This window comes from Streptomyces sp. RGM 3693 (assembly GCF_050471125.1).
Classification (GTDB): domain Bacteria; phylum Actinomycetota; class Actinomycetes; order Streptomycetales; family Streptomycetaceae; genus Streptomyces.
This window is the reverse complement of the sequence record NZ_JBMPPQ010000003.1, coordinates 1,374,449-1,398,074: the sequence shown is the minus strand read 5'-3', so window position 1 is coordinate 1,398,074 and position 23,626 is coordinate 1,374,449. Positions and strand designations below refer to the sequence as shown.

Sequence of the window (23,626 nt, the reverse complement as noted above, 5' to 3'; positions counted from 1 at the left end):
CTGGACATGACAGAGCAGGACAGCGGGCTCCCCGCACTCTCCGGCCAGGTGGCCTTGATCACCGGAGCTAGCCGCGGTATCGGCTACGGCATCGCCGAGGCCCTAATCGCCCGCGGCGACCGGGTCGTGATCACCGGACGCAACGAGGACGCCCTCAAGGAGGCCGCCGGGAAGCTGGGCGCCGACCGGGTGCTCACCGTCGCCGGCAAGGCACACGACGAGGCGCACCAGGCCGCCGCCGTCGAGCAGGCCATGGAGACCTTCGGCCGGATCGACTACCTGGTCAACAACGCCGGGACGAACCCGGTGTTCGGCCCGATCGCCGACCTCGACCTCAACGTGGCGCGCAAGGTCTTCGAGACCAACGTCGTCTCGGCGCTGGGCTTCGCGCAGCGCACCTGGCACGCCTGGCAGAAGGACCACGGCGGCGCGATCGTCAACATCGCGTCGATCGCCGGCGTCAGCCCCTCGCCGTTCATCGGCGCCTACGGGATGAGCAAGGCGGCGATGGTGAACCTTTCGCTCCAACTGGCCCACGAATTCGCCCCGGTGGTACGGGTCAACTCCATCGCCCCCGCGGTGATCAAGACCAAGTTCGCCGCGGCCCTCTACGAGAACCGTGAGGAGGAGGCGGCGGCCGGCTACCCGATGGGGCGGCTGGGCGTCCCGGAGGACATCGGCGGGGCCGCGGCCTTCCTGCTATCCGACGCGGCCGGCTGGGTCACCGGGCAGACGCTCGTCGTGGACGGTGGGCTGTTCCTGAACGCCGGGGTGTGACCGCCCGCGGGCCCGCCGGGTCGGGCGGCCCCTGAGCGGGCTTGCCTTCGTGTGCGCTCCAAGAGGCAGAGTCCGTGGTGCCGGTCCCTTCGGGGGCCGGCATCACTCGTACCGGCGGACCTGCCAGGGAGACATGCCATGCACTACCGCACGCTCGGCGGCGGCGACGGGCCGCGGATCAGCGCCGTCTGCCTGGGCGCGATGCCGTTCGGCACCACCGTGGACGAGCGCACCTCGTTCACCATCCTGGACCGCTTCGCCGAGGCCGGCGGGACGTTCGTCGACACCGCGAACAACTACGCCTGCTGGGTGCCCGGCGCGACCGGCGACGAGAGCGAGACGGTGCTCGGACGCTGGCTGCGCAGCCGCCGCGCGGGCGACCGCACGGTGCTCGCCACCAAGGCCGGCGCCCGGCCCGACCCGGCCCGCGGCCCCCGGTGGCCCGCCAACGCCGAGGGCCTGGGCGCCGGTGCGCTCCGCACCGCCCTCGACGGCAGCCTGCGCCGCCTGGGCACCGACCGGGTGGACCTCTACTACGCACATGTCGAGGACCGCACCGTCCCGCTCGCCGAGACCGTCGAGGCGCTGGCCGGGCTCGTCCGGGACGGCCGGGTCGGCGTCCTGGGGGCCAGCAACCACGCGACCTGGCGGCTCGCCGAGGCCCGGCAGCACGCCGCCGCCCACGGGCTGTCCGGCTTCCGCGCCGTACAGCAGCGGCACACCTACCTGCGGCCGCGCCCCGAGCCGCCGGCCGGCCTCCAGCGGGAGACCGACGAGGAACTCCTCGACTACGCGGCCGCGTACCCCGATCTGACCCTGCTCGGCTACTCGCCCCTGATGGAGGGCGCCTACACCCGCGCCGACAAGCCCCTCCCGGAGCGCTACGACCACCACGGGACGGTGGTCCGGATGCGGGTGCTGGCGGAGGTGGCGGCGGAGTGCGGGGCCACCGCGAACCAGGTGGTGCTGGCGTGGCTGATGGGCGGCCCGGTGCCGGTGGTGCCGGTCCTCGGCGTCAGCTCGGTGGCACAGCTGGACGAGTGTCTGGCCGCGCTGGACCTCGCCCTGGACCCGTACCAGCGGGCCCGGCTGGACACCGCCTGAGGCGCCGGGGGATCCTGCCGTGCGCCCCGGCGGGCGGCCCGTGGCGGGGACTGTCAGTGGTCGCCGGTAGGTTCTTGAGATGAGAACGGAACGCACACCGGAGGTTGTTGACGTGGTCACCGACATGCTGCCCGAGTCCTGGCGCGGAGTCCTGGGCGAGGAGTTGGAGAAGCCCTACTTCAAGGAGCTGATCGACTTCGTCGAGCAGGAGCGGGCCGCCGGCCCCGTCTACCCGCCCCGCGAGCAGGTCTTCGCGGCGCTGGAGGCCACGCCCTACGACCAGGTCAAGGTGCTCATCCTCGGCCAGGACCCGTACCACGGCGCCGGCCAGGGCCACGGACTGTGCTTCTCGGTGCAGCCCGGCGTCAAGACCCCGCCGTCGCTGCGGAACATCTACAAGGAGATGAAGGAGGAGCTCGGCCACCCGATTCCGGACAACGGCTATCTGATGCCCTGGGCCCAGCAGGGCGTCCTCCTGTTGAACGCCGTGCTCACGGTCCGCGAGGGCGAGGCCAACTCCCACAAGGGCAAGGGCTGGGAGAAGGTCACCGACGCGGTGATCCGCGCGGTCGCCTCCCGCCCGGACCCGGCCGTCTTCGTCCTCTGGGGCAACTACGCCAAGAAGAAGCTCCCGCTGATCGACGAGGAGCGGCACGCGGTGGTCCAGGGCGCGCATCCCTCCCCGCTCTCCGCGAAGAAGTTCTTCGGCTCCCACCCCTTCACCCAGATCAACGAAGCGATCGCCGCCCAGGGCCACGCCGCGATCGACTGGCGCGTACCCGACCTGGGCTGACCGGCCGCCCGGCGGGTCGCGCACACCGCGCGGAGCGTCCCCGCGGCGGTTAGCGTCGGGGGAGCCGGTGATGGCGAGCGAGGACGGGGAGTGCGCGGTGGCGGAGCAGCGGCGGGCGGCGGAGCCCGAGGAAGGCGTGCCGACCCGACTCGGCCAGGCGATCATGCTGCACCGCGCCGGCGACCGCGAAGAGGCCCGTAACCGCCTCGCCGCGCTCTGGCAGGAGATCGGCCCGCGCGGCGACGCCTTCCACCGCTGCGCCCTCGCGCACTACCTGGCCGACACCCAGGACGACCCCCGGGACGAGCTGGACTGGGACCTGCGCGCTCTGGAGGCGGCGGAGGGCTTCGTCACGGAGCGGCCCGCGCGCGCCCAGCCCACCGGCGCCGGGCCGGCCGGTGGCGCCGGCCCCCGCCACCCGCTCGCCGCCCTCCGGGCGTTCTTCCCTGCACTCCACCTCAACCTCGCGGCCGACTACGCCGGACTCGACCGCCCGGCCGACGCCCACGCCCAGCTGCGGCGGGCCCGCGCCTCGGTGCGTGCCCTCGCCGACGGCGAACACCGGCGGCGGCTCACGGACGCGATCGTCCGCCTGGAACTGCGGATCGAGGGCGCCGCGGGCCCCTCCCGGTAGGGGCGGTGCCGCGCGGGCCCGCCGCCCCAGGGCCGGTCCGGGCCGGTCCGGTCGATCGGGGCGGAACGGCGCTAGCTCCCCCGCAGCATCCCGTCGAGCAGTTCCGCGCACGAGGCCCGTAGCGCGTCGCGGGTGGGCGGCGCGGCGTGGAACTGCCCCGCGACGCAGGAGAACAGCACCCCGTCGCACCAGGCCACCAGGCTCAGCGCATGCCGTTCCGGCGCGGCGGAGCCGGCCGCCGTCAACAGCGCCGCCACCGGCTCCCGGAAGGCCCGGCCCGCCCGGTCGTACACCTCCCGCAACTCCGGCCGGCGGGTGGCCTCCAACGCCAGTTCGTAGCGGGCGATCAGCAGTGCGCGGTGGTGCGAGAGGTAGCGGTGCAGGGCGAGCGCGAGGGCGTCCGCCAGCGCCGCCGGGGTGGCGGCCGCCGGATCCGTGACGCCCGGCATCTCACGGGGTGCGAGCACCGCCGCCTCGCGTTCGGCCAGCCGCCGCACCGCGGCCTCCAGGAGCGCCGCCCGGGTCCGCGCGAGGTTTGACGTGGAGCCCTGCGGCAGCCCGGCCGCCTCGTCGACGGCCCGGTGTGTCAGCCCCCGCATCCCGCGCTCGGCGAGTAGTTCCAGCGCGGTGTCGGCGATCAGCCGGTGCCGGGGGAGAGGGGCGGGGGACGCGGCGGCCGTTCGGGCGTTCATGCAGGTGAGCGTAGCGGGACCGGGCACTGGTGACTACGGGTGTAGTCTCGGGTTATCGGGAACTACAGGTGTAGTCGCGCCATGGGTGCCTAGGCACCCGGCGGCGGCAGGAAGGCGGCGACATGCGGCAGCGCACCGCGATCGTGATCGGCGGCGGCATCGGCGGGCTCACCGCCGCGGTGGCCCTGGACCGACGGGGCTGGCAGGTCACCGTCCTGGAACGGGCCGCCGCCCTGGAGCCGGTGGGCGCGGGCATCGGGCTGGCCCCCAACGCCCAGCGCGCGCTGGACACCATCGGCGTGGGCGACGCGGTCCGCGCCATGGCCTCCCGGCAGCTGGCCGGCGAGATCCGCCGGCCCGACGGGCGACTGCTGGCCCGTTCCGACAACGCGGCGGCCGTCCGACGGTTCGGCGGACCGGTGGTGATCGCCCACCGCGCCGATCTGATCGCCCTGCTCGCCGACCGGCTGCCGGCCGCCGCGGTCCGCACCGGCGCCCCGGCCACCCTCGTGGACCCCGGCGATCCGCTGCGCGCCGACCGGCCCGCCCGGGTACGGACCACTGCCCCGGACGGCGCACCGACGGACCTGACCGCGGACCTCGTCGTCGCCGCCGACGGCATCCACTCCGCCGTCCGCCGGACGCTCTTCCCCGGCCACCCGGCGCCCCGCTACGCCGGCTTCACCACCTGGCGCTTCGTGGTGTCCGCCGCCGACGCCGCCGGACTCGCCGACCCCGGTACCGCGCACGAGACCTGGGGACCCGGCGGGCTGTGGGGCACCCTGCCGCTGCACGACGGGCGGATCTACGCGTACGCCACCGCGGCCGTCCCGCCCGGCGGCGGGCGGGACGGCGCCGACCAGCGTGCCGAACTGCGGCGCCGGTTCGGCAGCTGGCACCAGCCCGTTCCCGAGCTGCTGGCCGTCGTCGACCCGGCCGCCGTCCTCCGCAACGACGTGCACGCCGCGGCCGCCCCGCCGCCCGCCTTCCACCGCGGCCGGGTCGCGCTGCTCGGCGACGCGGTGCACCCGATGACCCCCAACCTCGGGCAGGGCGGCTGCCAAGCCGTCGAGGACGCGGTGGTCCTCGCCCACGAGGCCGCGCCGGACGCCGCCCTGGCCACCGCGCTCGCCGCCTACACCCGGCAGCGGCTGCCCCGCACCATGGCCGTGGTCCGCCGGTCGGGGCGGATCGGTCGGCTCACCACCTGGCGGTCCCGCCCCGCCTGCGCCCTGCGCGGCGTCCTGGTCGCGGCCACCGCCCGGCTGGCCCCCGACCTGGCCCTGCGCGGCCTGGACGGGATCGCCGACTGGCGGCCGCCGGCCGCCCCGTAAGCTGCGGTGACCGGGGGCCCGGACGCCCCCGAGGCCCGGGCACCGGGACCGCGGAACCAAGGGAGAAGTTGCGTGAAGGTCGGCTGTATCGGACTCGGAGACATCGCACGGAAGGCGTACCTCCCCGTGCTGGGCACGCAGCCCGGGATCGAGCTGCATCTGGCGACCCGTAACCCGGTCGCCCTGCAACAGGCCGGCGACACCTACCGGCTGACCGCACCACAGCTCCACGCCGACCTGGACTCGTTGCTCGCCGCCGCCCCGGACGCCGTCTTCGTGCACGCCGCGACGGTCGCCCACCCGGAGATCGTGACCCGGCTGATCGAGGCCGGGGTGCCGACCTACGTGGACAAGCCGATCGCCTACGAGATCGACGACACCCGGCGGATCGTCGCCCTCGCCGAGCAGCGCGGGGTGGGCCTGGCGGTCGGCTTCAACCGCCGCTTCGCCCCCGGCTACGCGCAGTGCCGCGAGCACCCCCGCGAGCTGATCCTGCTGCAGAAGAACCGCACAGGGATGCCCGAGGACCCGCGCACGATGGTCCTGGACGACTTCATCCACGTCGTCGACACCCTGCGGTTCCTCGCGCCGGGCGAGATCGAGCACATCGACGTCCGGGCCCGGATCCGGGACGGGCTGATGGACCAGGTGGTGCTCCAACTGTCCGGCGACAGTCGCTCTCCCGGACGCAACGGGTTCACGGCGATCGGGATCATGAACCGCCGGAGTGGGTCGGTCGAAGAACGCCTCGAAGTGTCCGGACAGGACACAAAGCGCGAGGTCGTGAACCTCGCAGAGGTCATCGACCACAAGGGACGGCCCACCATCCGACGCCGCGGCGACTGGGAGCCGGTCGCCCGGCAGCGCGGCATCGAGCAGGTCGTGCTCGCGTTCCTCGCATCGGTACGGGCCGGCAAGGTGGTGAGCGCCGCTGACGCCCTGGAGACCCATGAACTCTGCGAGCGCATCGTGCGCGAGGTGACGCAGGACGGCTGAGTGCCGCTGCCCCGCCCGTCTTGGGGAGACGGTGGGCCGGGGCGTCGCATCAGCGCCCCGACCCGGTCTTTGCGGAGACGGGAGGTCGGCCACCATTGGCCCAGTTCAAGGGAGTTGGGGCCGACATCGAGGAGATCGCCACCGCGATCACGGTCTCCGGCGCGGGCAGCGGTCCGGCCCGCCACGCATGAAGGAGGCCGGGCCATGGAGGCCGGGCCATAGAGAACGGCGGTACGTTCGGTTTCTCGATCGGCACGAGGCCGACATGGCACGCCTCGACCACCTTCGGGGGAGGCCCACGCGCGGCCGCGTCACCGGTTCTGCGGACGCCATTCGAAGAGCAGGATGGTCGCGTCGTCCCGCAGTTGGTTGCGCTGGTAATCGAGGATGGCGTGGGTCAGCAGCCGCAGCACCTCGGCCGGGAGTTGACCGGCGGCGGAGGAGCGGATGATGAAGTCGGTGAACCGGTCGAGGCCGAACTCCGCACCGTCTGCGTCGCGAGCCTCCACGACACCGTCGGTGTAGAGCAGGACACAGTCGCCCGGTTCCAGTGTTGTCTCGTGGACCTGCCGGGCGGCCGGGGCGAATTGGTCGGCCAGGCCGATCGGCGGCTGCGGGGGGCTGTCCAGCCCACCGGCGAGCACCCGTTTGGCACGGATCAGCAGCGGCGGCGGGTGACCGCAGTTGACCCATTGCAGCACCCCGGTGACGGCGTCCAGCCGGCACAGCACGCCGGTGCAGAAGTGGTCGGGCAACCACTGGGCGAGCGCCTGGTCGACGGAGCCGACGACGTCGGCCAGGTCGCCACCGCCGCGGCGGGCGTTCCGTGCCGCCGCCATGGCGACCGAGGTGGTCAGTCCGGAGACCAGGTCGTGACCCATGGAGTCGAGGATCATGGTGTGCAGCACGTCCTTGACCACCGAGTGGTCGTAGGCGTCACCGGCGACGTCGTACGCCGGTTCCAGCACCGCGGTCGAGACGCACCTGGTGCTGCCGACGCTGTGGGGTGGCAGGAAGGCCCGCAGCATCTCGGTGGGCAATCGCATGGTGGCGGTGCGGGTGAGGCCGGCGAGCCAGTCGCTGTAGGCGCGCTTGGAGGTGATCAGCATGGCGAACAGATGGGCCAGCATCCGGCTGCGGCGCATCCGTGCTCCGTCGAGCGAGGCGGTCCGCACCGCCAGCACGCCCAGCCGCTCCGCCCCGTCCACCAGAGGCAGCCAGACGATCACGCCGTCGTCGGCCTCGGCCACCCGCGACGAGAGCGTGCGGTACGCCGAGCCGGCCGACGAGCGGTCCACCGGCAGCGTCTCCAAGGATTCGTCGAGCGGGATGAGCAGCCGTTGTTGCAGGTCGACGAGGTAGATCAGCGCAGTGTCCAGGCCGAGGGCTGAGGCGCACCGGTTCGCCAGGGCGGGCAGTTCGAACGGCAGGGCCGTCTGTGCCTCGATGATCAGTTCTTCCAGCCGATTCTCGTTGACGGCTGTGTCGGGACCGGCGGCCGCGTGCGGTAGGTCCGACACGGGGATCACCCCTTCCGTGCCCAGTCTCACAACGATCCCAACCTCTCACGTCAGGCATGATCGCGCCGGGCGCGGGCCGCGGCGAGGGCGAGAGCGGTGGCGGTGGGTGCTGCTTCGCCGTTGAGGCAGGAGGGGCGGTTCACCCGCCGTCGCCACTCCGTCGGCACCTCGCGCAGCGCTACCCGTGTACCTCTCGGCGGAGACGTCCCCGGACCGCTGGGTGAGGCTCGGGACCACATCCGCAACCTGCCGGCGACGGAGGGGACAGCGGGCGACGTGGCGTGTAGGGGACGGAACCTTGCGCTTGACGGGTGTCGGCGCCGGCCCAGTTGAGCGTGGCCGAGGGCGAGGTGGATGAGCAGACCTGAACGACCAGGCGCCCCGCCCGGCCGAAGCAGACGCTGTTGGTTTATTCGAGGCTGCGCGTGACGTCGGCCTTCGAGACCTGGTTGTGGTCTTGAAGGCCGACGTTGTCGTATGGGGTGGGTGCGGGTGTCGATGCAGCCGAAGGGATCTGGGGAGATTGCGGCGGAGACGGTGCGGGTGGCGCGGGCCGCGTTCCCGAAGGGGAGTCTGGCGATCCGGGTCAGGGACGAGCTGGGGCCGCTGTTCCGCGATGAGGAGTTCGCGGACCTGTTCCCTGCGCGGGGTAAACCGGCCTGGTCACCGGGACGGCTGGCGATGGTGCTGGTCTTGCAGTTCGTGGAGGGGCTGACCGACCGGCAGGCCGCGGAGCGGTGCGGGCAAGGATCGACTTCAAATATGCGCTGGGCCTGGACCTGGACGACCCCGGGTTCGACTTCTCGGTGCTCTCGGAGTTCCGGGACCGTCTGGTGGACGCGGAGGCCGGGCGGCGGGTGCTGGACGGCATCCTGGCCGCAGCCGGGGAGAAGAGGCTGCTGAAGACAGCGGGCCGGGCACGGACCGACTCCACGCATGTGCTGTCGTCGGCGCGTGAACTGAGCTGGCTGGAGCTGGTCTGCGAAACTCTGCGGGCGGCACTCAACGAGATCGCCCGGGCGGCACCCGGCTGGCTGCTCACCGTCGCGGAACCGGACTGGTTCCAGCACTACGCGACGAGGGCCGAAGAGTCCCGCTTCCCCAAGTCCCGCGCCAAACGCGACGAAGTCGGCCTGCGGATCGGTGCGGATGGGACGCGGCTGCTGGAAGCTGTCTTCTCACCCGGGGCCCCCGAAGAACTGCGGTTCCTGGAACAGGTTCAGACCCTGCGCCGGCTCTGGGTCCAGTGCTTCCATCAGGCAGAGGGGCAGGTGAGGCGACGGGACCCAAAAGACCGGCCGCCGGGCGCGACGCGCCTGGTCACCCCCTATGACAGCGAGGCCCGCGGCAGTGTCAAGCGCGACACCTTGTGGCACGGCTACAAGGTCCATCTCACCGAGACCTGCGAGCCGGATGTCCCGAATCTGATCACGAACGTGGTCACCACCGCGGCCACGGTCCCCGACGACCGGATGGCGGCCGTCGTGCACACTGGCCTGGCCGGGCGGGACCTGCTGCCGCGCGAGCACTGGGTCGACACCGGATACGCCAACGCCGCTGCCCTGGCCGATGCCCGCGATCACGGCGTCGCGCTGCACGGACCGCTCAAGTCGGTCACCAGCTCACAGGCCCGGTCAGGAACCGCCTACGGCCAGGACGCCTTCACCGTCGACTGGGACAACCAGCAGGTGATCTGCCCCAACGGGCGCACCAACACCGGCTGGCGCGAAGACCGCTCCCAGCACGGGCTCCCGGTGGTCCGCGCCCAGTTCTCCGCACGTGACTGCCGTCCCTGCCCAGTGGTCCACGACTGCGTCCCGGCCCTGAAGGCCAAGGGCCGGGCCATTACCCTGCGCCCCCAGCCCGCCCACGAGGAACTCCAGCAGGCACGCGCGCTCCAGCAGACCGACGAGTGGAAGGAGCGCTACAAGGTCCGCGCCGGCGTCGAAGGCACCATCTCCCAGGGTGTCCAGCGCTGCGGCCTACGCAGATCCCGTTACAGAGGGCTGGCCAAGACCAGCCTCCAGCACCAGCTCACCGGCGCCGCCATCAACCTCGCCCGCATCAACGCATGGCTCACCGGCACCCCCAGAGCCCGCACCCGCACCAGCCACTTCGCGACACTCGGCCCCGCCGAGCCGAAGCTCAGCGGGGCCGAGTAGAGGCTGCCCCCGAATAAACCAACAGTGTCGGCCGAAGCAGGGCGGGGCGCCTTGGTGCCGAGGCGTCGGCGGATCGGGTGCGACGGCGGTCGGGGCGCCGTCCGTTCCGTTCGTGCCGAGCGTTCCGTCTGCTCCGACACTGCGAACGGGCAGCCGGACCCACCGGTCACCGACGCCCTCGCGCCGGCCGCCGCCCGGCGCTGAGGCCGGATCCACCGGAGGGGCTGACGCCGCGCTGCCTGATGGCCCGTCCCGCTCCGGCCAGCCCGTAGGCGAGCAGCGCGGCGATCGCCCCGTAGAGCGCCCAGTCGCCCCACCGGGTGTACGGGCTGGTGCCGCGGGCCAGCGGTACTTCGTAGACGGCGGCCGCGCTGCGGTCGGTGCCCAGCCGTTCGCCGATCCGCTCGCCCCGCGGGCCGTACACCGCGCTGACCCCGGTGAGCGTGGCGTGCACCATGGGGCGCCAGGTCTCCGCGGCGCGCAGCGCGCCCAGGGAGGCGTGCTGGGCGGGCGCCCAACTGTCCTGGAACGTCGAGGTCGAGGACTGGGCGACCAGCAGCTGTGCCCCGTCGGCGGCCAGATGACGGCTCATGTCCGGGAACGCCGTCTCGAAGCACACCAGCGGACCGACCCGCAGACCGGCCGCGGCCGGGATCGCCATCACCACCTGATGGGTGCCGCGCCGCCGGTCGCTGGTGGCGGCCTTGCCCACCCTCGTCGCCCAGCCCAGCACGGACCGGGCCGGTATGTACTCGCCGAACGGCACCAACCGCATCTTGGCGTAGCGGTCCCCGGTCAGGCCCTGCGGGCCGATGAGCACCGCGCTCTTGGAGATGCCCCTCCGGCCGGAGTCCGGTGCGTCGGCGTTCACCAGGAGGTCGGCGCCGGTGCGGCGGGACAGCGCGGCCAGCCTGGCGGCGAGCGCCGGATGGTCCGCCGGGTCCTGGTAGAGGCTGCTCTCGCCCCAGACGACCAGCCGCACTCCGCGGCCGGCCAACGCACCGGTGAGCGCCTCGCTGTGGGCCAGCCGCTGGGTGGGCGTGCCGCCCGTGCCCGGCTGGACGATCGCGATCCGTACCGTCCCCGCGGGCCGGGGGACCGGTGCCCACAGCCAGGCCGCGGTGCCGGCCAGCGCGCACACCAGCAGCCCGGCCATGGCGGGCAGCCGGGCCACCGGGATGGCGATCAGCCCGGCCAGCGCGGTGTTCACCGCCACGATCAGCAGGCTCAGCAGCCACACCCCGCCGAGCGACGCCAGCCGCAGCGCGGGCGGCACCTGCCACTGGCTGGCACCCAACAACCCCCACGGCCCACCCAAGTACTCCCAGGACCGCACCAGTTCGACCATCAGCCAGCCGGACGGCACCAGCACCAGCGCGGCGGCGGCCCGCCCCGGACCCGGCGCCCCACCCAGCAGCGCCCGCACCAACACCCCCCAGGGCGCCCACAGCGCCCCCAGCAGCAGTGCCAGGACCAGGATGAAGACGTGCAGGCTCGGCAGCAGCCAGTGGTGCACCGCCAGCATGAACCCGGCGCCGCCCAACCAGCCGTACAGCGCCGCCCGCCGGGCGGTCTGCGCCGACCGGACCAGCAGTAGCCACGGCACCAGCGCCACATACGCCAGCCACCACCAGGACGGCGCGGGGAAGGCGAGGGCGGGCAGCGCACCGGCGAGCGCGGCGGCCGGGCCGCGCGTCCAGAGCGAGTCGGACCAACGCGTCCGGTGGCCGAGCGGTATGTCCATACGGGCTCCCTGTCGCCGTGCCTGTCCCCTCGTCCGTCGAGGTGTCCCGTCGATATCTCTTGCCACGTTCAAGGGTTGTCAGGCGTCCCCGGCTCCCGCCACTTCTCGTGCACCCGTCCTGCCGCTCCCGTCAGGGGTACGCGCAGGCCCCCGCCCAAGAGGACGGGGGCCGGTGCCCGTGGGACGGCCGGTGTCGTCAGTTCACCAGCGAGGGTTCGGCGGACAGGTCCGGGCCGTCGTCCGGTGCGGTGCCGACGGCCATCGGCGAGTCCGCTGCGTCCAGGGTGTCCGCCGCGCCGGACGGCCCGTCGGCGAACTGCGTCCGGTACAGCTCGGCGTACCGCCCGCTCGCCGCCAGCAGCGTCTCGTGCGTACCCCGCTCGACGATCCGCCCGCCCTCGACCACCAGGATCAGGTCGGCGGCCCGGACGGTGGACAGCCGGTGGGCGATCACCAGGGCGGTCCGCCCGTCCAGTGCCTCGGTGAGCGCCTCCTGGACGGCCGCCTCCGAGGTGTTGTCCAGGTGGGCGGTGGCCTCGTCCAGGATCACCACCCGGGGGTGGGCCAGCAGCAGCCGGGCGATGGTCAGCCGCTGCCGCTCGCCGCCGGAGAGCCGGTAGCCGCGCTCGCCGACGACGGTGTCCAGCCCGTCGGGCAACGAGGCGATCAGGGCGTCCAGGCGGGCCCGGCGCAGGGCGTCCCACAGCCCGTCCTCGGTCGCCTCCGGGTTGGCCAGCAGAAGGTTCTGCCGGATCGAGTCGTGGAAGAGGTGACCGTCCTGGGTGACCATGCCCAGGGTGTCCCGCAGCGAGGCGGCGGTCAGCTCGCGGACGTCCACCCCGGCCAGCCGCACCGCCCCGGAATCCGGGTCGTACAGCCGTGGCAGCAGCTGGGCGATGGTCGACTTGCCGGCGCCCGAGGAACCGACCAGAGCCACCATCTGGCCCGGCTCGGCACGGAAGGAGACATCGTGCAGTACCTCCTCGCCGCCCCGGGTGTCGAGCGTGGCGACCTCCTCCAGAGAGGCCAGCGACACCTTGTCGGCGGCCGGGTAGCCGAAGCGCACCGCGTCGAACTCCACCGCCACCGGGCCCGCCGGCACCGGCCGGGCGTCCGGCCGCTCGGTGATCAGCGGCTTGAGGTCCAGCACCTCGAAGACCCGCTCGAAGCTGACCAGCGCGCTCATCACCTCGATGTGCGCGCCGGACAGCGCGGTCAGCGGGGCGTAGAGCCGGGTGAGCAGCAGGGCCAGCGAGACGATGGCGCCCGCCTCCAGCTGTTGGTGCAGCGCCAGGTAGCCGCCCAGGCCGTAGACCACGGCCAGTGCCAGTGCGGAGACCAGGGTGAGCGCGGTGACGAAGTACGTCTGCACCATCGCCGAGCGGACGCCGATGTCGCGCACCCGGCGGGCCCGGGCGGCGAACTCCGCGGACTCCTGGGACGGACGGCCCATCAGCTTCACCAAAGTGGCGCCGGGCGCGGAGAACCGCTCGGTCATCTGGGTGCCCATCGCGGCGTTGTGGTCGGCGCCCTCCCGCCGCAGGGCCGCCAGCCGCCGGCCCACCAGGCGGGCGGGCAGCACGAACACCGGCAGCAGCACCAGCGCGATCAGCGTGATCTGCCAGGACAGAGTGAGCATCACGCCGAGCGTGAGCAGCAGCGTCACGATGTTGCTGACCACTCCGGACAGGGTGTCGCTGAACGCCCGCTGGGCGCCGATCACATCGTTGTTGAGCCGGCTGACCAGCGCTCCGGTACGGGTGCGGGTGAAGAAGGCGATCGGCATCCGCTGGACGTGGTCGTAGACCGTGGTGCGCAGGTCGAGGATGAGCCCCTCGCCGATGCTCGCCGACAGCCAGCGGGTCAGCAGCCCCAGCCCGGCCTCGGCCACGGCGATGGCGGCGATCAGCCCGGACAGCCCCAGGACCAGCTCGGTCGACTTGCCGCCGACGATCGCGTCCACCACTCGTCCGGCGAGCAGGGGGGTGGCCACCGCGAGCAGTGCGGTGACGGTGCTCAGCACCAGGAACCACACCAGCATCCGGCGGTGCGGGCGGGCGAAGGCCGCGATCCGGCGCAGCGTCCCGCGGGAGAGGCGGCGCTTCCCCTGCTGTGCGGTCATCGTGCTGTGCAGCGAATGCCAGGCGGTGACTTCCATGTCCATCGCGGCCTCCTGTTTGCCGGGGTCGTCACGGGATCGCCGTGAGTGACCGGCGACACGAAAGAATCTAGAACCTAAACCAATCTTGAGGTCAAGGGATTCCGTTCGCCGTCACCCCTGTGGCTACCCGGACCGCGCCCACGATCCCCACCCCGGCCGCCACTACGATGACCGCCATGCGCCACGGGGGAGAGCACCGCACGCCGGACCTGGACACCGCGCCGACCCTCCTGCTGCCGCCCCGTCTGACCGCCTCCGCCGCCCGGCTCCGCGACACCGCCCGCCGGCGCGGACTGCGCACCGTCCAGCTGCCTCCTTCGCCCTCCCCGACGGGCTGCGCGCCACCCACCTGCACGCCGGACCCACCTTCGCCGACGCCGTCGCCGCCCCGCTCGGCATCGCCCCGCTCGAAGCGCCCCCGCACTGGCTCGCCGAACTCCCCCGCGACCTGGTCCGCCGGGACGTCCGCGCCCTGCCGCTGCACGCCACCCACGCCCTGCGCCGCCCGGTCTTCGCCAAGTCCCCCAATGACAAGGGCATCCGCGCCATGGTCTACGCGGACGGCTCCCGGCTGCCCGGCCCCGACGCGGTCGACCCCGACACCGTCGTGTGCTGGTCTCCGACATCGTCGCCTTCACCGTCGAGTACCGGCTGTACGTCCTGGACGGCGAGGTCCGCACCGGCAGCCGGTACGCCGAGGACGGCCGCTTCGCCCCCGGACCGCTCGGCCCGGACGCGGCCGCCTTCGGCGCCGAACTCCTCGCCCGCCGCGGCCCGACCCTGCCCTCCGCGATCGTCGTCGACATCGGCCGCACCGACGGCCACTGGGCCGTCATCGAGGCCAACGCGGCCTGGGCGAGCGGGAGTTACACCGCCGACCCGGAGGCGGCCCTGGACACCGTCCTACGGGCCGCCGGGCCGCGCTCCCTGGTGGCCGCACGGGACCTGCCGTTCGTCCGCCGGGCCGGCTGACCCGCCGCCTACGGGTGGAGCGGCCGCTCCCAGACCACCGGCGCGGCCGGATCGCCGTCATCGCCCTCACCGGTCACCGTCAGCCGCACGCCCTCCTGGCCGTCGGCCAGGGTGACGGTGGCGTCCACGACGACCCGGACCGCGGCCGCCGTCCGCGCCACGTCCGTCAGCGCCCGCCCGACCGCCGCCACCAGCGCCCGGGCGCACTCCGGGCCGACCCGGGCATCCACCGGCCCGACGAACTGCACCGACGGCCGGTGGCCCAACGCCACCGTGGCCGCGCCGGCCTCCCGCAGGATCCGGGTGCGCGGCCCGGCCGGCGCCTCCGGCGGCCCCTGCTGGAGCGCGATGATCGCGGTACGGATCTCCTGGATCGTCGCGTCCAACTCGTCCACCGCCTGCCCCACGCCCTCCTTGACCTCCGGGAGGACGGCCGTGCGCTGAGCACTCTCCAACAGCATCCCGGTGGCGAACAGCCGCTGGATCACCAGATCGTGCAGATCACGGGCGATCCGGTCGCGGTCCTCGTAGACCGCGAGCCGCTCGCGGTCCCGGTGCCGGTCGGCCAGGACGAGCGCCAGCGCCGCCTGGGACGCGAACTGGGTGCCCAGCGTCCGTTCCAGATGCGTGAAGCGGGGGTCGCCGGAGGCCCGGCACAGGGCCAGCGCGCCCAACACCCGCCCGCCACTGCGCAGCGGCAGCAGCATCGTCGGCCCGTAATGGCGCGAGAGCGGGGAGATCGAGCGGGGATCGCCGGCGAAGTCGTCGGAGAAGACCGCCAGCCCGGCGCTGATCTGGTGCAGAACCGGGCTCGCAGCCGGGATCGTGCCCCCGTACGTCTCGGTCCGCACGGCCTCGGACAGCACCGTGGAGATCGCCACCACCTCCATCGCGCCGTCGGACTGCGGCAGCAGCACCGCCCCGGTCGCCGCCTCGGCCAGCTCCCGGCCCTTCTCGGCGACGACGGTCAGCGCGTGCTCCTTCGTGGAGCCGGTCTCCGGGCCGGCCAGCAGCGCCGTGGTCACCGACGCCGCCCCGTCGATCCAGCGCCGGCGCTGCCGGGCCGCGGCGTGCATCCGGGCGTTGCCCATGGCGATCCCAGCCTCGGTGGCCAGCACCCGCACCAATTGCAGGTCCACCTCGCCGAACCACCCGGATCCCGCCCCGGAACCCACCCTGGGGTCGGCCGCCGCGCCGTCCGGCTTCCCGGCCAGGAAGACGCTCCCGAACAGCTCGCCCCGCACCTTGATCGGCACCCGGAGCGTGCACGGGGCAGTCGGCCGGCCCTCGGGCGGACTGCCGTGGGTGATCAGGTCGCGCAGTCCGTCGCCGTCCTCGTCCAGCACCTCCACGGCCGCGTAACGGGCGCCGGTCAGCGACGCCGCGGTCTCGGCGATCCGGTGCAGCACCCGGTGCACGTCCAGGTCCGAGCCGATCGCGACCATCGCCTCCAGCAACTGCGGCAGCCGCGACAGCGGGCCACCGGCCAGGTGCCGCAGGCTCTGCGCGGTCCGCTCGGCGAGCTCCGCCGCCGAACCCTCCGCCCCGGCAGCCCCGTGCGGGTCGGCGGGCTCGGGGGACGGCGGCGCATGCGGCATGAAGGCGGCTTCCCGGGCTGACACGGTGCGGACACGGAACGGCTGCGACCAGTCTAATTCGCCCGGAAGGATGACATCGGGGCGGTCGCGTTGCCGCCCCGGCCCGGCGCCGGAAAGCCGACGATCAGGCGGGCAGCGCCGCCTCGATCGCGGCGACCAGCTCCGCCGCCTCCGGCTCGGTCCGCGGCCGGAAGCGGCCGGCCACCGCGCCCGAGGCGTCGATTACGAACTTTTCGAAGTTCCACTGGACGTCGCCGGCCGCGCCCTCGGCATCCGGGGTGCCGGTCAGTTCGGCGTACAGCGGGTGCTGGTGCTCGCCGTTGACGTCGGTCTTCTCGAACAGCGGGAAGCTGACGCCGTACGTCGCCGAGCAGAACGTGGCGATCTCCTCGGCCGTGCCCGGCTCCTGGCCCGCGAACTGGTTGCTGGGGAAGCCCAGCACGCTGAAACCGCGGTCGGCGAACCGCTGTTGGAGCTGCTCCAGCCCCGTGTACTGCGGGGTCAGCCCGCACTTGGACGCCACGTTCACCACCAGCAGGGCCTTGCCCTGATAGTCGGCGAGGGAAGCGGGCTCACCGGTCAGGGTGCGCAGCGGGATGTCGTACAGGCTCATGCTCGGGCTCCTCAGTGCGGTTCCGCGGACGGGGGCGTCCGTCTTCGCCTGCAACAACCGTGCCCGGCCTGGTCTTCCCCGGATCGTCGACCGGCCAGGTGACCATCGGCCGCAGCGCGCCCGCCCGCCACTCCTTGAGCAACTGGTCGAAGATCGGTGTGTCCTCCTCGACGCGGCGGCGGGCGACGGGTGGCGGAAGCCGGGGCGGCTGGTGCGGAAGCGAAATGCGCTGAAAGGGATGTCGCGGGGTCTTCTTGGCGTCCATGCCCGGACTCAACACCAATTCGCCCCGTGAGGTACGGGACCGGGCCGGTCCGCGCACCAGATGCCCCTGGGCCGGTGAAGGTCAGAAGATACGTTCCAGGGCCGGCCGGGCGGCTGACCGCCCCGCCGGCCCTGGTGTGCCGTCGGTGGGCTCCGCTGGGCCCCGCGGGATCAGGCCCGACGGAGCAGACCGCCCAGGACCTCCCGCAGCGCCCCCTCCGGGTTGGCCACCCGCCCCTCCGCGCGCCACGCCACGAAGCCGTCCGGCCGCACCAGCACCGCGCCCTCCGGCGTCGCCCCGTGCACCTCGGCCCAGTCGGCGCCCTCCTCCGGGACCAGGTCGGCGTCGGCGCCGGTGCCGATCCGGTAGTGGTCCAGCCGGGCCGACCAGTGCGCGGCGGCGGCCTCCGCCGCGGCGCGCCAGATCTTGCCGTCCTCGGTGCCGGTCAGCAGGACGAACGACCGCTCGTAGAGGTCCAGGGTGGAGCGCCGCTCCCCGCCCGTGCGCACCCACAGGTGCGGGGCCCGGGTGCCCGGCTCACCGGTCAGTCGCATCCGCTCGGGGACGACCGGGAGGTCGGGGTCGGCGCCGAGGACCGCGCCCCGCGGGTAGCAGTAGCCGAGGGCCACGGTCAGCACCCCGTGCTGCCGGCCGCCGCCACCGGGCGCCGGGTCGTAGCCGGGGTGACTGTGTTCGGCCGACCGGGCGGAGGCGCGGGCGCTGGTCACCTCGGCCACCGGCCGGCGCTCGTCCTCGTAGGTGTCCAGCAGCGCCGGGGCCGCGGAGCCGTCGAGGACGGCGGCGAGCTTCCAGGCGAGGTTGTGCGCGTCCTGGATGCCGGTGTTCGAGCCGAACGCCCCCGTGGGGGACATCTCGTGGGCGGAGTCGCCGGCGAGGAAGATCCGGCCCACGCAGTACCTTTCGGCGACCCGCTCCGCGGCGTGCCAGGGCGCCTTGCCGGTGATCTCGACCGCCATGTCGGGCACGCCCGTTGCCCGCCGGATGTGCTCGACGCACCGCTCGTCGGTGAAGTCCTCCAGGGTCTCGCCCCGGTCGGGGTGCCAGGGCGCGTGGAAGACCCACTGCTCGCGGTTGTCCACCGGCAGCAGGGCCCCGTCGGCCTCCGGGTTGGTCAGGTAGCAGGCGATGAAGCGGCGGTCGCCGACCGCGTCCGCCAGCTCGGGGGCCCGGAAGGTGATGCTGACGTTGTGGAAGAGGTCGCCGGGGCCGTTCTGGCCGATGCCCAGCCGCTCCCGCACCGGGCTGCGGGGGCCGTCCGCGGCGATCAGGTACTCGGCGCGGAGGGTGCTGTGCTCACCGGTGTCCCGGTCCTTGACGACCGCGGTGACCCCGTCGGCGTCCTGGTCGCAGCTGAGCAGCTCGGTGCTGAACCGCAGGTCGCCGCCGAGCTCGCGGGCGCAGCGCAGAAGCACCGGCTCCAAGTCGTTCTGGCTGCACAGGCACCATCCGGACGGGCTGAACTTGGCCAGTCCGCCGCCCGGGTCGATCTCCCGGAACAGCCACTCCTGCTCGTCACCGGTCAGTGAACGGGCTTGAAGGATCCCGTGGTTGTCGGCGAGGACCGAGGCCGCCGCCCGGATTCGGGCCTCGGCGCCGGCGCCCCGGTACAGCTCCATCGTGCGGACGTTGTTCCCCCGTCCGCGTGGATGCCGTGAGGTGTCCGCATGCTTCTCGACCAGGACGTGTGGGACGCCCAGGCGCCCCAGGAACAGCGAGGCGGACAGACCCACCAGGGACCCGCCCACGATGAGGACCGGCACCCGGTCTTCGGCCTTGGGATTCATGTGCGTGCTCCAGCTCCAGCGGCGTGTACGGGAGATGGAGCAACGCATGCCCGGCCCGTGGCCCCTTCCATCACGGTTCACCTGCATGGCTCACACATCTCGCGCCGACCGTGGGTCTTGGCCACGATCGAATCCAGACCGTCCCCCGCGACACGCCGGGCCGAAGGTCCGCCCATCCGGCTCAGTCGACCGGATCGCATCGGGAGTAACGGAAGGCACCGGAATCCCGGATCGCGCCGGAACTGACGACGCACCACAGGGGCCTCGTGCCCTGGAGGAGATGCGTAGATGATGACAACGCTGTCGGAACGAATATCGCAGTCCGCCTTCGACGGTTCCAGGCTCCGGGTCGTCCTCCTGCTGGACCTGCAGGAAGGGGCTCAGCAACAGTTCCTGGATGCCTACGAGCAGCTGCGGAACCAGGTGGCCTCCGTCCCCGGGCACATCACCGACCAGCTGTGCCAGTCCATCGAGAACCCCTCCCAGTGGTTGATCACCAGTGAATGGGAGAGCGCCCCGCCGTTCCTCGCCTGGGTCAACAGCGAAGAGCACGTCAAGATGGTGCAGCCGCTGCACGGCTGCGTGCGCGACACCCGCTCGCTGCGCTTCAGCGTCCTGCGCGAGACCTCCAACGACGCCGTCGTCGCCCCCGAGCCCGTCAAGGGCCGGCTGCAGGCGAACCCCCGCGTCGGGGACGGAGTGGTCCGGCACGCCCTCACCTTCACCGTGAAGCCGGGCAGCGAAGCGACGGTGGCCGACATCCTCTCCGGCTACACCTCCCCGGCGGCCCGGGTCGACGACAAGACCCGGCTGCGCCGCACCTCCCTCTTCATGCACGGTAACCGCGTCGTGCGGGCCATCGAGGTGCAGGGCGACCTGATCGCCGCGCTGCGCCACGTCTCCCAGCAGCCCGAGGTCCGGGCCGTCGAGGAGGCCATCAACCCCTACCTGGAGCAGGACCGGGACCTCAACGAGCCCAATTCCGCCCGGGTGTTCTTCACCCGCGCCGCACTGCCCGCGGTGCACCACGTGGCGGCCGGTGGCCAGGAGCCCGAGAACGTGTCGCGGCACGCGCTGTTCTACCCGGCCAAGCCCGGCTTCGGCATGACGCTGGCCAAGATGCTGGCCCATCAGGACGAGGCGGCCGCCGACGACCCGGCGTCCCCCGTCTACGGCAGCACGGTCTTCCAGCGCGACGACATCGTCGTCCGCCTCGTCGACCTGCGGGCCCCCATCGACCGTGACCCGCTGGTGTCCCTCGGCGCCCGTGGCCCCCGCAAGCTCGCCGTGCTGCGGCGGCTGCTCGACGGCGACGTGGCCGGCGGTCTGACCACCGACCGCGAGCTCGCCCACTTCCTGGCCCGCGCCGACATGGACCTCATCACCGACCGCCGGGCACCGGACGCCTGACCGCACCGGTCGCCGACCGCCGGGCCCTCGGGCCGCACCAGGCCCCACCCGCCGCACCGTCTCTCATCCGCCGGCATCACGCCCCTGGAGGAAACAGCCATGACCACGCACCGCCCACGCATCGTGGACCTCAGCGAGACCCAGCCCAACCGCCGGCGCGGAGGTGATCTGCGCGCGATGCTGACACCTGGCGTGGTGGGCGCCACGAGCGGCTTCATGGGCATGGCACTCGTCCAGCCCGGCGAGCGCATCGGAGAGCACTACCACCCGTACTCCGAGGAGTTCGTCTACGTCGTCCAGGGCGCTCTGGAGGTCGACCTCGACGGGGAGACCCTCGCGCTGCGGCCGGACCAGGGCCTGATGATCCCGCCGTACATGCGGCACCGCTTCCGCAACGTCGGCAACACCGAGGCCCGGATGGTCTTCCACCTGGGCCCGCTGGCCCCGCGTCCGGAGCTGGGCCACGTGGACACGGAGGGCACGGAGGAGAGCACACCGGCCGCCCCACCCGAACGCACGGAGCCGGTGTCATGACCCGCCGCGTGGCGGTCACCGGCATCGGCATCGTCGCCCCGGGCGGCGTGGGCATCCCGGCCTTCTGGGACCTGCTCTCCACCGGGCGGACGGCCACCCGTGGCATCACCCTCTTCGACCCGACCGGCTTTAGGTCCCGGATCGCCGCCGAGTGCGATTTCGATCCGGCCGAGCACGGGCTGGATGAGGAGCAGGTGGCGAAGTCGGACCGGTACGTCCAGTTCGCGCTGGTCGCCGCCGCGGAGGCGCTGCGGGAGTCCGGTCTGGACATGGCGCGGGAGGACCCGTGGCGGGTCGGGGTGTCCCTGGGCACCGCGGTCGGCGGCACCACGCGCCTGGAGCACGACTACGTGGCGGTCAGCGAGTCCGGCCGCCGCTGGGACGTGGACCACCGGCCCGCCGAGCCCCATCTGCACCGGGCGTTCTCGCCCAGTTCGCTGGCGTCCGCGGTGGCGGAGCAGATCGGCGCGCACGGCCCGGTGCAGACCGTCTCGACGGGGTGCACCTCCGGCCTCGACGCGATCGGTTACGCCTTCCACTCCATCGAGGAGGGCCGGACCGACGTCTGCGTCGCCGGCGCCTCGGACTCGCCGATCTCCCCGATCACGGTGGCCTGCTTCGACGCCATCAAGGCGACCTCCGCGAACAACGACGATCCCGCCCACGCCTCCCGGCCGTTCGATGCCCGGCGCGACGGGTTCGTCATGGGCGAGGGCGGCGCCGTCCTCGTCCTGGAGGAGCTGGAGCACGCCCGGGCCCGCGGTGCCACCGTCCACTGCGAGATCCGCGGCTACGCCACCTTCGGCAACGCCTACCACATGACCGGCCTGACCCAGGAAGGTCTGGAGATGGCCGAGGCGATCAACCGCTCGCTGGGCCACGCGCAGCTCGACCGCACCCAGGTCGACTACGTCAACGCGCACGGCTCGGGCACCCAGCAGAACGACCGTCACGAGACCGCCGCGGTCAAGAAGTCGCTGGGCGACCACGCCTACAAAGTGCCGATGAGCTCGATCAAATCGATGGTGGGCCATTCGCTGGGCGCGATCGGGGCGATCGAGATCGTCGCCTGCGTCCTGGCACTGACCCATCAGGTGGTCCCGCCGACCGCCAACTACGAGAACCCGGATCCGGAGTGCGACCTCGACTACGTGCCGAAGACCGCACGGGAAGTGCCGCTGCGGTCGGTGCTGTCCGTGGGCAGCGGATTCGGCGGGTTCCAGTCAGCCGTGGTCCTGACCAGGCCGGGTGGGAGGCCGAGATGAACTCCCCGCACGAACGTTGTTCCGTCGTCACCGGCATCGGCGTGATCGCCCCCAACGGGGCCAACACCGAAGCCTTCTGGAAGGCCACCAAGGAGGGCATCAGCGTTCTCGACACGGTCACCCGCGAAGGGTGCGAGAACCTGCCGCTCAAGGTGGCCGGAGAGGTCCGCGACTTCGATCCTGGCGAGCTGATCGAGGAGCGGTTCCTCGTCCAGACCGACCGGTTCACGCACTTCGCGATGGCCGCGGCCAACCTCGCGTTGGACGACGCCCTGCTGGGGCGGGCCGACTACAACCGCTCCCCGTTCGCGGTGGGGGTGGTGACCGCGGCCGGCTCCGGCGGCGGCGAGTTCGGCCAGCGGGAGCTGCAACACCTGTGGGGTCAGGGCTCGCGCCACGTCGGCCCGTACCAGTCCATCGCCTGGTTCTACGCGGCCAGCACCGGCCAGATCTCCATCCGCGGCGGCTTCAAGGGGCCGTGCGGTGTGGTGGCCAGTGACGAGGCGGGCGGACTGGACGCGCTGGCGCACGCCACCCGCACCATCCGCCGCGGCACCGCCGCCGTGGTGGTGGGCGCCGCCGAGGCCCCGCTGGCCCCGTACTCGGTGGTCTGCCAGCTCGGGTACGAGGACCTCAGCCGGTCCGACGAACCGGACCGCGCCTACCGCCCGTTCACCAGGGCGGCGTGCGGGTTCGTGCCCGCCGAGGGTGGCGCGATGCTGGTCGTCGAGGAGCGGTCGGCAGCCGAGGAGCGCGGCTCCCGGCCCCGGGCCGTGCTGGCCGGCCACGCCGCCACCTTCACCGGCGCCGCCCTCTGGGAGGCGTCCCGGGAGGGACTGGCCCGGGCGATCGAGGGCGCGTTGGCCGATGCCGGGTGCGCCCCCGAGGAGATCGACGTGGTGTTCGCGGACGCCCTCGGGGTGGCTTCGGCGGACCGGGCCGAGGCGCTGGCGCTGTCCGACGCCCTGGGCCGGCACGCCGTCGAGGTCCCGGTGACGGCGCCCAAGACCGGTATCGGCAGGGCGTACTGCGGCGCCCCCGTCCTGGACATCGCGGCCGCGGTGCTCTCCATGGAGGGCTCCGTCGTGCCGCCGACCCCCAACGTCGTCGACGTCACCGTGGACCTCGACGTGGTGACCGGGAAGTCCCGGTCCGCCGAGCTGCAGACGGCGCTGGTGCTGAGCCGGGGACTGATGGGCTCCAACGCGGCGATGGTGCTGCGCCGGTGCGAGAAGTCCCCCTCCTGA

General features: G+C 73.1%; 17 protein-coding genes and 2 pseudogenes. 12 read left to right on the top strand and 7 right to left on the bottom strand.

Annotated features, from left to right (window positions below):
- The first annotated feature begins 6 nt into the window (after nt 1–6).
- From ACO0M4_RS34585 to ACO0M4_RS34570, 4 genes are all read left to right on the top strand, one after another.
- Nucleotides 7–777, top strand: coding sequence for an SDR family oxidoreductase (locus ACO0M4_RS34585; RefSeq protein WP_430375034.1), 771 nt, complete (start codon nt 7–9; stop codon nt 775–777).
- Between the two features lie 138 nt (nt 778–915).
- Nucleotides 916–1,881: an aldo/keto reductase gene (locus ACO0M4_RS34580; RefSeq protein ID WP_430375033.1), complete on the top strand. Its 966-nt coding sequence runs from the start codon at nt 916–918 to the stop codon at nt 1,879–1,881.
- A gap of 79 nt (nt 1,882–1,960) precedes the next feature.
- A complete protein-coding gene (locus ACO0M4_RS34575; RefSeq protein ID WP_430375032.1) occupies nt 1,961–2,674 on the top strand; it encodes a uracil-DNA glycosylase in 714 nt (237 codons plus the stop codon).
- Between the two features lie 70 nt (nt 2,675–2,744).
- Entirely contained in the window at nt 2,745–3,308 is a 564-nt protein-coding gene (locus ACO0M4_RS34570; protein WP_430375031.1) for a hypothetical protein, read from the top strand.
- 71 nt (nt 3,309–3,379) lie between these two features.
- On the opposite strand, the gene ACO0M4_RS34565 is transcribed toward ACO0M4_RS34570, so the two are convergent.
- Nucleotides 3,380–4,000: a TetR/AcrR family transcriptional regulator gene (locus ACO0M4_RS34565; RefSeq protein ID WP_430375030.1), complete on the bottom strand. Its 621-nt coding sequence runs from the start codon at nt 3,998–4,000 to the stop codon at nt 3,380–3,382.
- Between the two features lie 122 nt (nt 4,001–4,122).
- On the opposite strand from ACO0M4_RS34565, the gene ACO0M4_RS34560 reads away from it, so the two are divergent.
- Together ACO0M4_RS34560 and ACO0M4_RS34555 are read left to right on the top strand one after the other, a co-directional pair.
- Nucleotides 4,123–5,334, top strand: a complete 1,212-nt coding sequence (locus ACO0M4_RS34560; RefSeq protein ID WP_430375029.1) for an FAD-dependent monooxygenase — start codon at nt 4,123–4,125, stop codon at nt 5,332–5,334.
- Nucleotides 5,335–5,406: 72 nt separating this feature from the next.
- Nucleotides 5,407–6,330 (top strand): Gfo/Idh/MocA family protein, encoded by a 924-nt coding sequence (locus ACO0M4_RS34555; RefSeq protein WP_430375028.1) that lies wholly within the window; start codon nt 5,407–5,409, stop codon nt 6,328–6,330.
- Between the two features lie 311 nt (nt 6,331–6,641).
- Here the strand turns inward: ACO0M4_RS34555 and ACO0M4_RS34550 are convergent, their stop codons facing one another.
- On the bottom strand, nt 6,642–7,859 hold the full coding sequence (locus ACO0M4_RS34550) for a PP2C family protein-serine/threonine phosphatase (RefSeq protein WP_430375362.1): 1,218 nt from the start codon (nt 7,857–7,859) through the stop codon (nt 6,642–6,644).
- A gap of 483 nt (nt 7,860–8,342) precedes the next feature.
- Between ACO0M4_RS34550 and ACO0M4_RS34545 the strand changes: the two are divergent.
- A pseudogene (locus ACO0M4_RS34545) lies at nt 8,343–10,012 on the top strand (IS1182 family transposase).
- A gap of 166 nt (nt 10,013–10,178) precedes the next feature.
- Here the strand turns inward: ACO0M4_RS34545 and lnt are convergent.
- Both lnt and ACO0M4_RS34535 read right to left on the bottom strand, forming a co-directional pair.
- Nucleotides 10,179–11,756 (bottom strand): apolipoprotein N-acyltransferase, encoded by a 1,578-nt coding sequence (gene lnt, locus ACO0M4_RS34540; RefSeq protein WP_430375027.1) that lies wholly within the window; start codon nt 11,754–11,756, stop codon nt 10,179–10,181.
- Nucleotides 11,757–11,952: 196 nt separating this feature from the next.
- Nucleotides 11,953–13,920: an ABC transporter ATP-binding protein gene (locus tag ACO0M4_RS34535; protein ID WP_430375026.1), complete on the bottom strand. Its 1,968-nt coding sequence runs from the start codon at nt 13,918–13,920 to the stop codon at nt 11,953–11,955.
- A 173-nt stretch (nt 13,921–14,093) separates the two neighbouring features.
- Here ACO0M4_RS34535 and ACO0M4_RS34530 point away from each other — a divergent pair.
- A pseudogene (locus ACO0M4_RS34530) lies at nt 14,094–14,889 on the top strand (ATP-grasp domain-containing protein).
- 8 nt (nt 14,890–14,897) lie between these two features.
- Here the strand turns inward: ACO0M4_RS34530 and ACO0M4_RS34525 are convergent.
- The 3 genes from ACO0M4_RS34525 to ACO0M4_RS34515 form a co-directional block, all read right to left on the bottom strand.
- A complete protein-coding gene (locus ACO0M4_RS34525; RefSeq protein ID WP_430375025.1) occupies nt 14,898–16,487 on the bottom strand; it encodes a GAF domain-containing protein in 1,590 nt (529 codons plus the stop codon).
- A gap of 124 nt (nt 16,488–16,611) precedes the next feature.
- Nucleotides 16,612–17,100 (bottom strand): glutathione peroxidase, encoded by a 489-nt coding sequence (locus tag ACO0M4_RS34520; protein WP_430375024.1) that lies wholly within the window; start codon nt 17,098–17,100, stop codon nt 16,612–16,614.
- A 435-nt stretch (nt 17,101–17,535) separates the two neighbouring features.
- Nucleotides 17,536–19,170: an FAD-dependent oxidoreductase gene (locus ACO0M4_RS34515; protein ID WP_430375023.1), complete on the bottom strand. Its 1,635-nt coding sequence runs from the start codon at nt 19,168–19,170 to the stop codon at nt 17,536–17,538.
- A 291-nt stretch (nt 19,171–19,461) separates the two neighbouring features.
- Here ACO0M4_RS34515 and ACO0M4_RS34510 point away from each other — a divergent pair, with 291 nt between their 5' ends.
- From ACO0M4_RS34510 to ACO0M4_RS34495, 4 genes are all read left to right on the top strand, one after another.
- Complete coding sequence (locus tag ACO0M4_RS34510) at nt 19,462–20,580, top strand: SchA/CurD-like domain-containing protein (RefSeq protein WP_430375022.1); 1,119 nt, start codon at nt 19,462–19,464, stop codon at nt 20,578–20,580.
- Between the two features lie 99 nt (nt 20,581–20,679).
- A complete protein-coding gene (locus ACO0M4_RS34505) occupies nt 20,680–21,114 on the top strand; it encodes a cupin domain-containing protein (RefSeq protein ID WP_430375021.1) in 435 nt (144 codons plus the stop codon).
- Nucleotides 21,111–22,379 carry a beta-ketoacyl-[acyl-carrier-protein] synthase family protein gene (locus tag ACO0M4_RS34500; protein WP_430375020.1) on the top strand — a complete coding sequence of 423 codons (1,269 nt, stop codon included), beginning with the start codon at nt 21,111–21,113 and terminating at the stop codon, nt 22,377–22,379. Before ACO0M4_RS34505 ends, ACO0M4_RS34500 begins: the two co-directional genes overlap by 4 nt.
- Nucleotides 22,376–23,626 (top strand): beta-ketoacyl synthase N-terminal-like domain-containing protein, encoded by a 1,251-nt coding sequence (locus ACO0M4_RS34495; protein ID WP_430375019.1) that lies wholly within the window; start codon nt 22,376–22,378, stop codon nt 23,624–23,626. The genes ACO0M4_RS34500 and ACO0M4_RS34495 overlap by 4 nt, the downstream gene beginning before the upstream one ends.